We start from the raw sequence: 13,434 nt of genomic DNA, 5'->3' as shown, positions 1-13,434 counted from the left end.
TATCTTCCGGGCTCTGAAGTAAGGAACATGCATATGAACAAAGTATACCGCACCGGCGCCGTGGGCGCCCTGTTAGACGAATATGAAAATGTGATCAGCGCGTTGCAGGATGTTATCGCCGACGTGAGCGATCACACCCTCGCCGCCGTGGCCGATACTGCCACTACCGATCCTAACTGCCGGTCCATTCAATCGGTACTGGCACATGTAATCAGTTCTGCCTACAGCTACGCCGTATATATACAACGCGGTAGCCGCGACAGTGTACCGGGCGTTGCCGATACCTTACGCACTACCGCAACAGCGTATATACAAAGCCTGACAGATGCTTTTGCTTTTACAGTAAATGTTTTTGGCCAGATCCAGGACAGTGAACTGGAAGCGCTTGATCCCGCCAGAAAAATCGCTACGCGCTGGGGACAAGTATACGATATCGAACAACTCATGGAGCATGCCATTGTGCATGTAATGCGGCACCGCCGGCAAATAGAAAAATTTAAGCTTGTATTCGCGAGCAGGTAGGTAGATCAGCGTTTTTTCGCTATTAAGATCAGGTCATCTGTAGGCCATCCATGTTGATTAGCCGCCGGGATCCGCTGTACCGCCAGGAGGGCAAAGTCGTTTTGGTTCAGTACCGCAACGAGGTGGGCGGCCTGATGGTAATGAATATAAATTTCATCACCGGATGAGGAGGAATAATATCCCGACAGGTGCTCCTCTCCTTCCATGGTGCTCAGATACAGTACGCCTCCGGGCGCCAGCAGACCATAGGCATCGGCGATTAACTGTTCACTTTCTGTTTTGGAGAGATAGGGTAACCCGAACGCACATACGATAGCGTCAAATTGTTGGCTGATGGTGCGGATAGCACGTGCATCCTTCAGCTCAAAAGTAGCACCCGGATTATTCTTTTTGGCCAGCTCAATCATATTAGGGGCCAAATCAATTCCCAGGATCCGGAACCCTGGCCGTTTCTGAAGCAAATATGCAGTCACATTGCCCGGACCACAGGCAATATCCAGCAAGGCAGCATCGTCTTTGGGAATGTAATTGCAAAACAGATCAAACGTATCATGGTACATGGAAACATCCATGTATTTATCCTGGTATACTTTGGCCTGCTTGTTGAAAACTTCCACGGCCATCAGGGATCTGCTGTTGAGCTGATTCATTCGGGGACCGGTTTTAATAAAATCCGGTGCTACAATTTACATAATTTCTATTTACTTCCCCAAGCCTTGCGAAACAGCCTCCAATAAACGGAAGGTACCTTCAAAAGTATCCGGCCTTGCCTCCAGGGGCGATTTCCCCTGCTGTACAGCCTCCACAAAACAGGCAACTTCGCGATAATAGCCATGTTGCCAGATACTATTGTTGGCAGCCACTGGCACTGCACCGGCAGCATTACTTACCTGCACACGCCCCGTTCGTTTTAAAATTTTATCTACCGGGATTCCACCGGGGCGATAACCCAGCTCCTGTACCACAAATGTCCCCGGATAGTCGATAGCGACATGCCGTGTTGGCGTTACACATTGCAGCTGGTCCGTGAAAGACGACCAGGCGTAACAAGTAGATAGCTCCATGGTACCGGTTACCCTGGCATGCTGGAGTAACAACTGCACCTGTACCCCACCATTGACCTGCTGCACCGTGAAATAATATTCCTTTACCGGTCCGAAGAGCTGCAGTACATTATCTACCGGGTGGCAAAACAACTCCATCACAGCATTGCCTTCCGGATAAGGACCTGTAACATAGCGTGCCTGGTAGCTGAATGCCTTATTGAAATCCTTTTGGAACTGTGCGTTCACGGGGTTGAATCGTTTGTTAAAGGCGATCATACAGCGGCTGGCATGGCGATGTGTCATCAATTCCTGCCAGCCTGCGTAGCTGGTTACCCCCGGCTTTTCCACGAAAACATATTTTCCCTGATCCAGGCAGGCTTTCACCACGGGTAACTGGTATTCATTTTTGGTGCAAATGAATACGCCTTTAATGGTGTCGTCCTGTAAGATGACCGACAGGTCATTGATCCCTGTGCAAGCAGGAAACATGCGTGCGGCCTGCTGTGCCAGCGGCAGCTGCCGGGAGTAAATGTATCTTACTGGCACGCCTAAACGTAATAATACCGGGTACAGGTTATCGAGGCTATGCTGCCCTATTCCTATAAATGCAAAGTTGCATCCCGGCAATGGCGCCGCCAGGGCATCCATTACCTTTTTCCTTCGCCAGTTTTTATACCGCGCTGCCAGGGATCCTATCATATTTCGATATCACTGTTTTAAAGCGTTCCCGTTGTTCATTCCATTGGTAATTGCCTAATACCGCCGCGGTGATGCTGGCTCCGGCCAGTTGTTCCGCCTGTCGGAACAGGGTAACATCATACTTCCGGTGAAAGTTGATCCAGCAGCCATTACAATCACGGCAATGTTTTTTCTGTAAGGCTATCGTCGCGGCCTCATTGTAGATAGTATCCAGGCTTTTTTCATGGATGTTGCCCAGCTTCAGGTCCAGGTTCTGACAAATGGGTACATCGCCGTTAGGGAGTACCACCACACTATCGAAGATAGAATAACAAGGGAGCTTCAGCTCGCCCCGTTGCCAATATTTATAAAGTAACAGGAAGTCCAGGTTCTCTTCGAAATTCCCCAGCTGCTGAATAATTTCCGGCGGTATTTCATAGCCGGCTGCTGCCGCAGACCGGGAGCCTTGTTCATGGGCTTTTTCCACGGTGTCGAAATAAGAGATGTTATTGTAAATACCTACCCTCAAGTCAATCCCATAGCGGGTACATACATCCATCACGTGTTGCAGGTCACCAAAACTATTATAAGGAGAAAGGGTAAACATCACAGAGATATTGCAGGTACTATGCAGGGCTTCAATAACGGTTAATACCTTGTCGTATCCATCTTTGCCCCGCATATACCTATAAGACTCACGGGTACCATCCAGTGAAATAAATAAGCGTTTGGGAGGAAACTGTTGCACTGCCCGGATCACTTTTTCCGGCTGCAGGCAGTTGGACAACAAATCGAAATTGGGATGGTGCTGATGGAACCATTCCAGTATCTCAAAGGCTTCCGGGTGCAGCAGGAATTCGCCGCCTTCCAGTCCCACGGTGGTAGCAGCACTGATACAGCTGCTTTGCATGATGTCTATAATTTTTTCTTTAGAGAGATAGGCCACTGGGCGTTTGGCCCATATCAGGCAATGTTTGCAACGGGAGTTACAAAGATCGGTAGCGTATATCATCAGCGTAGACAGTACCTTTCGGGAAGGGTACAACTGGTTACGTACAAAGCGGCTCCCCCTGGAGAGATAATCAGAAGTTTTATACATGGTCCGGCGTTATAATAAAATGATCAGTAGTATAATGGCGATGGAAATGAGGCCCAATGCGGGCAAAACCAGGTAGGCCAGCAGCCTGGTCAGCTGCTGGTTCATTTCGTCTTCTTCGTATTGCATGTATGATAATTTGGAGCTAATACACGCTACTGAAAAAATACCCTTATGTGCGGGAAAATATTTTTTGGGAAAGATGGTAATCCGTTATTAATTAGCCGCTGCTACCGATAGTTGCCAGGCCTTCGTTTTTTGGTAAGTGAATTTGATACAATACCAGATATTGGTTGCTTGTTCCATATCAACTACCAGCGCTTTTCTGGGCAGCTGGCGCAGGTTGGGCAAGCGTTCTTCCTGTCCCTGTAGCTCCCGGAGCCGGTGCAGGGCCAGGCTCCCAAATGAGCAGATGCCCATGACGCCCGATAGGAAATCCTGCCGTTTTGAGGTGTCATACGGCAGCATAGTGATCGCTTTTTCGATGGCTGTAACTTCTTCCATAAAGTAATCGGAAAACTCATAAGCACTCATCATCCGATTGGGTAAAGTAACCGATCCCTGCTCCAGGTCTTTATGAATATCGAACAAGTCGTTTGTTAGCTGGATAATGCCACCAAGGCGGTACCAGCAAGCCTGTTCTATAGCACAGGCCGGGGCGTCAAAATAAAAATGGCAAAGCAGCACAGAATAGCCGCCTTTGCCCAGGGTGATGCGTGTTAATTCTTCCTGGTTGATAGCCGGATCAAATTGTTTATCTGAATCGATCTGGGCTTGTATAACGGCCCGGACTACCTCATCATAATAGGATTTATCAGGAACAAAGTCCCTCAGCGTCAGGTTGGCATGAATAAACATCCGTTCCTCCATCCGGGTAGGCTGGTATTGCCCGTCCCCGGCGGCAATGGCTTCCAGCTGCGCAGGCAACAGCTCCCGCTTGTCGCAGAAATCGTCGAACAGGGTGCTGCAAATAAAATATAACAGCATACGTTCTTTCTCTTCTGCGGAAGTTTTTTTTCCCCGGAGTCCCATAAAGGCATCACAGATCATGGGGATATAAATACTGTAGCTATTGACGATTTTACGAAAGGAAGCTGGATCCAATTGGCCGCCAAAGAAACTTTCCAGGCGTCTGAGATAATTAGTCGCCCATTTTTCTTCCTGCCTGCGGACAGACATAATTTGATACAACTGGTAACAGATGCTTGCCCCGAACCTGACAAAATACATAATAGAATAAAAAACGAAATAGTTAGTGTAACGATAATGGTTGTAGGTAAAACTATATTTCCAAATATAATATAAAAGAGGATTATTTAAAGTAATTGTTGATCGGCGTCTTATTTTCCGACTTCGTAGGAAAATAAGACGCCGGTTGTTCCTGAAAACCGGGCCATCAGAAAATCATTTTATCCTTCTTCGTAAAACTATCCATCAATTGCATAGAAAGGATAGCTTCTTCAGCAGAACACGGCCCGGTACATTTTGGCCTGGTTCCTGGCAATCCCGGTAGCGCTCCTGGCTCTTCCAAAAAACCAAGTCATGAGGTCCAGCTGGTGAGGAGCCAGGTCATGAAAGAGCCCTCCCCCGGATACGGCAGGATCTACCCGCCAGTTAGCTTCCGGTGACACGGGTGGTTGCAGCATTTGCAGGGATACAAAACGAATATCGCCAATGGCTTTTTCCTCGAGCAATGCTTTTATTTTCCGGAACATAGGCTGTGCCCTCCGGTAATGTGCAATGGTTAATTTTACATTGTGCCGTATGGCTGCTTCCTGCATGCGGTATGCCGATTCTGTGTTCAGCGTCATCGGCTTTTCCACATACACTGGTTTTCGGGCTTGTATGCATTGCAGGGTGTACTCCTCGTGCTGGAGCGGAGGTGTGGCAATGTACACCGCATTTACAGCAGGATCGTTGATGAGTGCTTCGGCGTTGTCGTACCACTTAGGTACGCCATGCCTGCGGGCATAGTCTTCCGCTTTGGTGGCATCCCGGCGCATAACCGCTACCAGGGATGAATTGGGTACTTTGTTAAATGCCGGTCCGCTTTTTACCTCTGTTACATCTCCACACCCGATAATTCCCCATTTGATGTTGTCCATATTTATTCGTCAGATTTTAATGACCGCTCTGAAGTGCAGAAAGATATATAATTTATTATAATAATTTATTTCTTTTTGATTATTCCCGGTAGAAGCGGTCAATATTCCCGGCAGCGGTAAAGCTGATAAAATAGCGTTCCCGGCTACCGCTGATGGAGCGGGGATACCAGGTGATACTATCTCCCCTGATAATGGCATAGATATGTTTGAGGGGCGCCACGCCTTCGATACTGTCGGCCTTCAGCCGGTAGTTATTGTAGATGTTAGCCACGGTAGCAAAATGTACTTTATCCAGGTTTACCAGGCCTGCTTTGATATCGTCGTGTACGGACAATTGTACGGGTGCTGGTTGCTGCCAGCTTCCCCTATTGAAACGATAAGCATCGATATAGTCGGTCCTGGTGGGGTGTTGCAGCTCCAGGTTAATTCTTCCGTCGTCATAAAAGTGAATGGCTTCATAAGCGGCGATTTGTTTACCGGCAAACGCTGGCAAATTTCGCAGGGCATTTTCTGCCGCAGCCAGGGCAGAGGTATTTCGCAGGAAATTACCTTCCGATGGGCTGTGTACCGTGTGGCTGCTGCTACTCACGGTGATGGTAGTACTACTGTGCTGCTCCACCTGGGTGGTGTTGTCGCTGGTTTGACCCGCGGCGGGACTCCCATACAGGGTATCGTGAATAGACTGGCGAAGTGGCTTACAGGACATGCTTCCCATGATTAGGGCTGCCGCCAGGAAATATCGCATATTCATCTCCATAAAAATAATTTTAATCCTCCAGGTCACTGGCAAAAGCAATTTTTTCGGGGTGCTCTTTCTGGTAAAAAACAGGTATGGACGACTGTTTGGTAATCCCGAGGTCCAGCAGGGAAATTACTTTCTTCAGGGTAGCGGTATGTGTACGGCCACTGCTATCCTGGAAGCGCAATTCAAAGCGGATCTGTGGTTGTTCGTTGATGTAGGTACCGGTTTGATTGGCAGACACAATTTCCGCATCGGTGCGAATACCGTAGTACTTGGTGCGCAACAGGTCGGAGGGTTTTCCTCCTATGAACCGCAACAGCTTAGTAAAAAAGAAGATTTCCGCCAGCAGTATAAGCGGGCATAATACCAGCGGATGATAGAAGCGCAGAAAACGCCAGCCGGCGCCTCCGTTTTCCGACAAATAAGAAAACTGGTAATAGTAGATAACTGCTGCTGTGATGATACACCAGGTAATACCCAACCAAAGCATGCGGGATATTTTGACGCCTATTTTCATGTCTTCCAGGCAAATGACGGGAATAGAACGAAGGGTATCATCTACCAGCAACGTTATTGTTTTCCCGTTTTCATATCGTCTCAGTGCTGGCTGTGTATCGGTCAGCTCCATATCTTCTGTAATAGGGGTACCTGCAAAATTGGTAAAGGAAAACGTGATCTTCCTCGCTTCAGCGCCACCGCTGCTTGTTTTTAGCATTTTACTTTCCAGTATGCGTCCTGCTTTCCGCACGCCGGCTTTTGCCAGGCGGGCAAAATTCTTTTTCACAATGAAGGGTTGCACGATCCATCTCCGGGCTAACCGGCCCAGCACTAATGCCCATAGCACCACTGATAATGCCAGCCAGCTAAGGGCCAGCCAGGGCGCCGTATCCGGTGATTCCTTTCCATAAGTGGAGGCGTAATAGATAATCATCGGGAATGGCACCGCGAAGAAAAGCATGTAGAGCATCCAGAAATAACGCCAAAATCCAGTCATACACTCGTTTTATGATCAAAGATAATGGAAGGATAGCTGACTAATCTAATTTACGGTATGATAGCTTTGTTATCTTTTGGGCGCATGTGTGATGTAGTCCATCACTTCCTGGAAGGTGGCCACCCACAGTTCCTCGCGATGGGCTGCCAGCCAGGCCAATAGTTGCTCGTGCGCTTCCCCGGAAGTTGTAATATAATCGCCCCCTACACCGTGAAACATGAAAATACCGAGGCCATTTTCCTGTAGCGTACGGGTGGCAAAGTCAATTAATCTTTCTCCCGTAGGTTGATAGCTCACCGGCCAGCTGGGTACTTTATACAGGTGGAGCGTATCGAAACGGGTGATGATGGCGGTACTGTCGCCCCCGCTGCGTGCGTATTTCACCAGCCCCGATTGTTGCAATGCCGGGGTATAGTCTACCCCACCTACCACCGACTGGCTGCAGGGAAAGGCGTAGGTGCGTTGCCGTTTGCCATCTATGCCGAAAAGCAGTTTGTTCATCATCCCCACCTCTTTTATCATCGTGTTGACGTCGTAATTTTCGGTATAGTATTGCCGGGCATTGGGATATATCTGTTCGCTACAAGGATGGTACAAACTATGGTTGGCCAGCTCCATGCCATCGTCGGCAGCCTTACGCCATTGCAGCATCTGATCTTCTGTTATATTGCCTGTAAGGAAGAAGGTGCCGGTTAATTTAAACTTTCGGAGCTGGGGAATAGCCACGTTTAACTGTGAAGCCAGGGCGTCATCATAAGTCAGCACGATTGCCGCTTTTTTTCCCCCGGGCCATTCCATTGGCTGTTGTGCATGCGCGGTAAGTGAGGTTGTTGCCGTTAATAAAGCCAGCAGGGATTGACAGGTCCATTTCATATAGTAACGTTCATATTACGCTCAATATAGGCATAAATCGTCTTCCCTGTATGTTCCGCTTCATTGTTCGCTACTCTCCCACTACCACTGTTACATCGGCCGTAAGTGGATAGCTCTGACACAGTAATATCATGCCGTTGGCGATATCGGAAGGTCGCAATGCATAGTTCTGCCGCATGGTTACTTTACCGGAGGTGAGTTTAGCTGAGCAGATGCCACAGGTTCCGCCCCGACAGGAGTAAGGAAGTGGAATCCGGTCGTCGAGAGCTGCCTGGAGAATTGTTTGCCCGGCATCTACGTCCAGCAGGTTGGTTTGTTCGAAGAAATGCAACAATACTTCCTGTTCCTCGCCGGGGAGCGCGGCGTTATTGTCTGTTGCCCCGGGAGCGAACCATTCCATGAAAATATTATCAGTTGGTACTTGCAGGGCTGTCAGCATTTCCTGGTGCATGGTCATTAGTCCTTCGGGGCCGCAAATAAAATAGTGTGCCTGGTCCAGTGGGCTGGTCACTGCCTGCTGAATCAATTTACGGGTAACGAGCTTACTAAGCCGTCCTTTCAGATGACTGGTTGTATTGACCTCCGCGGCGGCAGACAAGGCATGAAATACGTATAGTCGTTGAGGGTAGCGTTCCTGACATGCGTCCAGCTCTTTGCTGAAAATGATTTCATCCGTGCTCCGGCTGGCATATATAATGGTAATATGGGTATCCGGCGCTTCTTCTAATAGGGAACAGGCAATGGTATACAGAGGGGTGATACCGCTTCCACCGGCCAGCAGTACTACATGCCGGGCCTGGTAAGTAGCCGCTGTGGGGGTAAAGCTGCCATGTGGACCGGCTACCTGCCACTGCCGGATCTGGCTGGCATGATCAAGGATATAGTTACTCATTACACCACCTGGCACCCGCTTTATGGTAATGGCAGGATGCCCGCCCGGTACGGCGCTCAGCGAGTACGAACGGGTAACGGGCATGCCGTTGATCGTTAAAGTCAGCTGGATAAATTGTCCTGGTTTATAGTAGAAGGGCTCGCCCTGCGTATCAAATATAATGGTGACCGTGTTTGCGGTTTGCTGAATTATCTGTGCTGTCTGCCAAATCATATGTTGTAAATTTTCCTTGCCTGAAGCCCGTTTACAGGGTCTTTCAGTTGTAAATTTTCCTTGCCTGAAGCCCGTTTACAGGGTCTTTCAGCGGAGCAAAGCTACATCGGCGCAACAGCGCTCTGTTGCACTATTCACCCAAAGTTGTATATAATTTTAAGATGCCTGTTCTCCCGGATGGGTAAGTGATTGTTTCATTTTCCGTATTTCTTTGAAATGCGAGGTGTTGAGCCCCGTTTGGGCTTTAAACTGCCGGGAAAGATGCGGGGCGCTGCTGTAGCCCAGCTTAAAGGCGATATCCGCCAGGGTTTCATCCGTATATACCAACAGTTCCTTTACTTTTTCAGTTCTGTATTCCATGATATACTTTTCCAGGGTAACGCCTTCCAGCTCGGAGAAGATGGCGCTCACCAGGGGATAAGGCTGGTGTACCGCCTGGGTAACTACGTCAGAAAACTTAAAATTATCGGGGAAATCATACGTGCCTGAATATACTTCTTCTACCAACGATTTTACCTGCTTAATCAACCTGGTACGTTTATCTTCCAGTAGGGTAAATCCCAGTGCCGACAGCTTCTCTTTCACCAGTTTCCTATCCGGATCGGATAGGGCGGCAATGGTAGTTACCTCCCCCAGTGTAATGCCGGTAATCGGTACATGCAGGTCGGCAAATATCTCCTTCACGGCCAGGATACAGCGTTCACAAACCATTCCTTTAATAAAAATCTTGTGGCTACTTAACATGTATACGATATTTTGGCAGCTACAAAGGTCGGCTATCGGCAGGAATAGGCATTATAAAATTCGGGAAAAGGTTTATATAATATCAGGATGTGCCGTCTTCTATCGTATATACGTTACCGTGTTATACATTGAACAGATAACACAAACGTGTTATCCGCAGTAATTAATTACGATCGTATATTTGTGTAATTATTACACTAATTATTAGTTATTGGGAGGCAAATTCTCAATATCGCAGCCGTACATTATATGAATCAACGTTTTACAGCTATCATGGGATGGCTCTTATCACCATTGTTGACCCGGGCCCAGGACAGCCTGCCAGCTAAAAAAGACAGTACCCGGCACTTGCAGGAAGTAGTGGTGGCCTACCGGGCGGGTAAAAACACCCCGGTTACGTATTACAACATGGATATGAAAGTATTGGGAGAGAAGAACACCGGCCAGGAGCCTTCTTTTCTGTTGTCTGAAACACCGGCAGTAACCGTTTACGCTGATGCCGGTAACCAGCAGGGCTATTCGTACTACCGTATCCGTGGGATGGATCAAACCCGCATCAACACCACCCTGGATGGCATGCCATTGAACGAGCCGGAAGACCAGGGCGCTTACTTTTCCAACTACCCTGATATCCTCAACTCCGTGAGCCAGTTGCAACTGCAGCGGGGCGTAGGCATGTCTAAAAATGGCGCGGCGAGCTATGCCGGCAGCGTACAGCTGTCGTCGCCCAACCTAGGCGATACAGCCCACACCACGCTGGGCATCGGCTATGGCTCCTACAACAGCTTCCGCATTTTTGGCGCCTGGAATAGCGGCATCAAAAACCACAAAGCCCTGTATGTACGAGCCTCCCAGGTATATACCGATGGCTATAAATACCATGCTTTCAATAATGCCCAATCAGTTTTCGTGAGCGGAGGATTATTCTATGACAAGAGCACCTGGAAAATAAATATCATGGCCGGCAATCAACGAAATGGGATGGCATGGCTGCCGGTAGCCGACTCGCTGATTCAGAAAGACCGCCGCACCAATGCCGATACCCGCGATGAAAAAGATCATTTTACCCAGGCATTGGTACAGCTGCAAAACACCTGGCAAACAGGCGCCCGCTCCAGCCTCAGCTCCAGTGTTTACTATACCTACCTGAAAGGCGGCTACGATTTTGACGTCAATAATTTCAGCGGTCTGCCATCCAATGGCGACCTGTTCAACTACGGCTTCCTGTCTCATTTCACCGGCTTTTTCAGTCACTACACACTGAGCGGCCGCCACCTGAAATGGACCAGTGGCGTACACAGCAACCTATATCAACGCCGGCATACGGGCACGGATACACGTGAAGGGGAATTATACCGCAATACCGGTTACAAAAATGAGATCAGTGCCTTTAGTAAAATGGAATACTACCTGCACCGGTTTACCTTCTATGCCGATCTGCAATACCGCTACGCCGCCTTTCACTACAATGGCAGCGTACCATTACAGCCCTTACACTGGCAGTTTCTCAATCCCCGCACAGGCGTTAACTTTGCCGTTAATGAACATACCAGCATCTACTACAGCCTGGGCCGCACCGGGCGCGAACCTACCCGCAACGACATCTTCGGCGGCAACGACGACCTCCCAGCCGACAGCACCGGTAAGCCCCTGCTGTATAACCACGACCCCGAGTACGTAACCGATCATGAACTGGGCATACGGATTAACCGGCAGCGCCTCCAGGTACAGCTGAACGGATACTATATGAACTTCAATAATGAAATAGTACTCAACGGACAACTGGGGCCCAATGGGCTGCTACTCACCAACAACGTAAAACGCAGCTTCAGAACCGGCGCAGAACTATCAGCCAGTTACCGGTTAAATAAAGCGTTCAGTTTCACCCACAACAGCTCCTTTAATTACAGCCGCATAAAAGAACAGTCCACTACTTTCAGCCCGGTACTCACCCCGGCACTGATCATTAACCAGGAAGTGGCCTATCAACACCGGCGCCTGTTGATGGCCCTGTCTGGCAGGTACCAAAGCCACTCCTATATCGACTTTGCCAACACAGCCACCATTAAAGACTATGTATTGCTCAACGCCAGGATACAGTATAGCCTTGACCGTTATATTATGTCATTTTATCTTAACAACATCTCCGGAACAAAATACTATAACAACGGTAGTGTAGACGCCGCAGGTACCCTGAAATATTTTGTTCAGGCCCGGGCGAATGTATACCTTGCCTTAAAATATAGTTTCTGATACGCATAGCCATGCAGGAAAAAAAGATCACCAAAGCATTTGTATTCGGTAAGTTCATGCCCTTTCACAAAGGGCATGAAGCCATGATAAATTTTGCATTGTCGCACTGCGACTTTTTATCCGTACTCATTTGCTGCAGTGAAGAAGAAACGTTGCCTTGCGCGCTGCGGAAGTCATGGATGGAGGCAACTTTCCGGGGAAACCCGCGTATTGACATACGCACTTTGCAATACGACGAAAAAGTATTGCCCAATACGTCGGTATCCTCCGCAGCCGTATCCGCCATCTGGTCGGAACGATTTAAGCAGCTGTTTCCCGACTATTCATTGGTGGTAACTTCAGAACCTTATGGCGATATGGTGGCGGGTTACATGGGTATACAACATATACCTTTTGATATTGCCAAAAACCTCTATCCTGTATCGGCAACGCATATACGGGCCGACCTGTTTAAGTCCTGGGAATATTTACCGGATAGCGTAAAAGCGTCTTTGGTGACTAAAGTGGTGCTATTGGGAACTGAATCTACCGGTAAAACCACGCTTACCCGAAGGCTGTCGGCGTACTTTAACAGCAGCGCCGTTATGGAAGCTGGCCGGGATCTGATCCCTGATTCCCATCATTTCGGCGTAGCCGACCTGCACCTGGTTGCCCGGGAGCACACCAGCCGTATCCTGCAAATGGAAACCGGCCCATCTCCCCTGGTGATCATCGACACCGATATTCATATTACTGCCTCCTATAGCGTATATACGTTTGGGGAAATGCTGGCTATAGACCCTGCGATTTATGCCACTAACAAGGCAGATCTCTATCTTTACCTGAATAACGATGTGCCCTATGTGCAGGATGGCACGCGACTCAGCGAAGCGGAAAGGAATTTGCTGGATCAATCGCACCGGCTGGTGCTAAGGCAGAACAATATTGCCTGTGAGGAAATTACCGGCGACTGGGAAGCCCGCTTTCAACGGGCGGTGGCGCTGATTACCCGGTTGCTGCAACGCAAGATAACGGCCTGGCATACACGCCCGTACTAAAACAAACGCCCCGCTCTGCAATGCAGAACGGGGCTCGTTATATCGACGGGTGTTGTTATCTTAGCTCTTTGCGTATTTCTTTTTTACATGTTTAACCCTTAAAACGATACAGATCAGGTAATACATCATTTCGATAAAATTCAACATGCTATCAGTTTTGTGCCGGAACAGGTCCCGACGGGTGCTTAACTTTTTTTAAGATACTATTTTCCGGTGATACTGCCAACGCAGTTATTTCG

General features: G+C 48.6%; 13 protein-coding genes. 3 read left to right on the top strand and 10 right to left on the bottom strand.

Features of this window, described 5'->3' with window-relative positions:
- Positions 1 to 33: 33 nt before the first annotated feature.
- Positions 34 to 522, top strand: a complete 489-nt coding sequence (locus tag HGH90_RS15665; protein WP_168762949.1) for a DinB family protein — start codon at positions 34 to 36, stop codon at positions 520 to 522.
- Positions 523 to 527: 5 nt separating this feature from the next.
- Here the strand turns inward: HGH90_RS15665 and HGH90_RS15660 are convergent, their stop codons facing one another.
- The 10 genes from HGH90_RS15660 to HGH90_RS15615 form a co-directional block, all read right to left on the bottom strand.
- Positions 528 to 1,172, bottom strand: a complete 645-nt coding sequence (locus tag HGH90_RS15660; RefSeq protein WP_168762948.1) for a class I SAM-dependent methyltransferase — start codon at positions 1,170 to 1,172, stop codon at positions 528 to 530.
- Between the two features lie 51 nt (positions 1,173 to 1,223).
- Positions 1,224 to 2,267, bottom strand: a complete 1,044-nt coding sequence (locus HGH90_RS15655; protein ID WP_168762947.1) for a Gfo/Idh/MocA family protein — start codon at positions 2,265 to 2,267, stop codon at positions 1,224 to 1,226.
- Complete coding sequence (locus HGH90_RS15650; protein ID WP_168762945.1) at positions 2,239 to 3,345, bottom strand: radical SAM protein; 1,107 nt, start codon at positions 3,343 to 3,345, stop codon at positions 2,239 to 2,241. The genes HGH90_RS15655 and HGH90_RS15650 overlap by 29 nt, the downstream gene beginning before the upstream one ends.
- Positions 3,346 to 3,558: 213 nt before the next feature.
- Positions 3,559 to 4,521: a class 1 isoprenoid biosynthesis enzyme gene (locus tag HGH90_RS15645; protein ID WP_168762944.1), complete on the bottom strand. Its 963-nt coding sequence runs from the start codon at positions 4,519 to 4,521 to the stop codon at positions 3,559 to 3,561.
- Between the two features lie 281 nt (positions 4,522 to 4,802).
- Positions 4,803 to 5,447 carry a Gfo/Idh/MocA family protein gene (locus tag HGH90_RS15640; RefSeq protein ID WP_169191502.1) on the bottom strand — a complete coding sequence of 215 codons (645 nt, stop codon included), beginning with the start codon at positions 5,445 to 5,447 and terminating at the stop codon, positions 4,803 to 4,805.
- A gap of 79 nt (positions 5,448 to 5,526) precedes the next feature.
- Positions 5,527 to 6,204 carry a hypothetical protein gene (locus HGH90_RS15635; RefSeq protein ID WP_168762942.1) on the bottom strand — a complete coding sequence of 226 codons (678 nt, stop codon included), beginning with the start codon at positions 6,202 to 6,204 and terminating at the stop codon, positions 5,527 to 5,529.
- A 10-nt stretch (positions 6,205 to 6,214) separates the two neighbouring features.
- The gene (locus HGH90_RS15630; RefSeq protein ID WP_169191501.1) at positions 6,215 to 7,183 is read right to left on the bottom strand and encodes a hypothetical protein; all 969 of its coding nucleotides are present in this window, start codon (positions 7,181 to 7,183) and stop codon (positions 6,215 to 6,217) included.
- Positions 7,184 to 7,252: 69 nt separating this feature from the next.
- Positions 7,253 to 8,056: a polysaccharide deacetylase family protein gene (locus HGH90_RS15625; protein ID WP_168762939.1), complete on the bottom strand. Its 804-nt coding sequence runs from the start codon at positions 8,054 to 8,056 to the stop codon at positions 7,253 to 7,255.
- Positions 8,057 to 8,126: 70 nt separating this feature from the next.
- Complete coding sequence (locus tag HGH90_RS15620; RefSeq protein ID WP_169191500.1) at positions 8,127 to 9,161, bottom strand: ferredoxin--NADP reductase; 1,035 nt, start codon at positions 9,159 to 9,161, stop codon at positions 8,127 to 8,129.
- A 156-nt stretch (positions 9,162 to 9,317) separates the two neighbouring features.
- A complete protein-coding gene (locus HGH90_RS15615) occupies positions 9,318 to 9,905 on the bottom strand; it encodes a helix-turn-helix domain-containing protein (protein ID WP_168762936.1) in 588 nt (195 codons plus the stop codon).
- Positions 9,906 to 10,154: 249 nt separating this feature from the next.
- Here HGH90_RS15615 and HGH90_RS15610 point away from each other — a divergent pair, with 249 nt between their 5' ends.
- Together HGH90_RS15610 and HGH90_RS15605 are read left to right on the top strand one after the other, a co-directional pair.
- A complete protein-coding gene (locus tag HGH90_RS15610) occupies positions 10,155 to 12,158 on the top strand; it encodes a TonB-dependent receptor (protein WP_169191499.1) in 2,004 nt (667 codons plus the stop codon).
- An 11-nt stretch (positions 12,159 to 12,169) separates the two neighbouring features.
- Entirely contained in the window at positions 12,170 to 13,195 is a 1,026-nt protein-coding gene (locus tag HGH90_RS15605; protein ID WP_211092901.1) for an AAA family ATPase, read from the top strand.
- Positions 13,196 to 13,434: the final 239 nt, after the last annotated feature.

This window comes from Chitinophaga sp. Ak27, assembly GCF_012726295.1.
GTDB lineage: Bacteria > Bacteroidota > Bacteroidia > Chitinophagales > Chitinophagaceae > Chitinophaga.
Note: the sequence above shows the minus strand (reverse complement) of the source record. Positions and strands in the feature narration are given on the sequence as shown.

Coding starts and splice junctions, on each gene's coding strand:
- HGH90_RS15665 (WP_168762949.1), top strand. CDS start 34: ATGAACAAAGTATACCGCACCGGCGCCGTGGGCGCCCTGTTAGACGAA.
- HGH90_RS15660 (WP_168762948.1), bottom strand. CDS start 1,172: ATGAATCAGCTCAACAGCAGATCCCTGATGGCCGTGGAAGTTTTCAAC.
- HGH90_RS15655 (WP_168762947.1), bottom strand. CDS start 2,267: ATGATAGGATCCCTGGCAGCGCGGTATAAAAACTGGCGAAGGAAAAAG.
- HGH90_RS15650 (WP_168762945.1), bottom strand. CDS start 3,345: ATGTATAAAACTTCTGATTATCTCTCCAGGGGGAGCCGCTTTGTACGT.
- HGH90_RS15645 (WP_168762944.1), bottom strand. CDS start 4,521: ATGTCTGTCCGCAGGCAGGAAGAAAAATGGGCGACTAATTATCTCAGA.
- HGH90_RS15640 (WP_169191502.1), bottom strand. CDS start 5,447: ATGGACAACATCAAATGGGGAATTATCGGGTGTGGAGATGTAACAGAG.
- HGH90_RS15635 (WP_168762942.1), bottom strand. CDS start 6,204: ATGGAGATGAATATGCGATATTTCCTGGCGGCAGCCCTAATCATGGGA.
- HGH90_RS15630 (WP_169191501.1), bottom strand. CDS start 7,183: ATGACTGGATTTTGGCGTTATTTCTGGATGCTCTACATGCTTTTCTTC.
- HGH90_RS15625 (WP_168762939.1), bottom strand. CDS start 8,056: ATGAAATGGACCTGTCAATCCCTGCTGGCTTTATTAACGGCAACAACC.
- HGH90_RS15620 (WP_169191500.1), bottom strand. CDS start 9,161: ATGATTTGGCAGACAGCACAGATAATTCAGCAAACCGCAAACACGGTC.
- HGH90_RS15615 (WP_168762936.1), bottom strand. CDS start 9,905: ATGTTAAGTAGCCACAAGATTTTTATTAAAGGAATGGTTTGTGAACGC.
- HGH90_RS15610 (WP_169191499.1), top strand. CDS start 10,155: ATGAATCAACGTTTTACAGCTATCATGGGATGGCTCTTATCACCATTG.
- HGH90_RS15605 (WP_211092901.1), top strand. CDS start 12,170: ATGCAGGAAAAAAAGATCACCAAAGCATTTGTATTCGGTAAGTTCATG.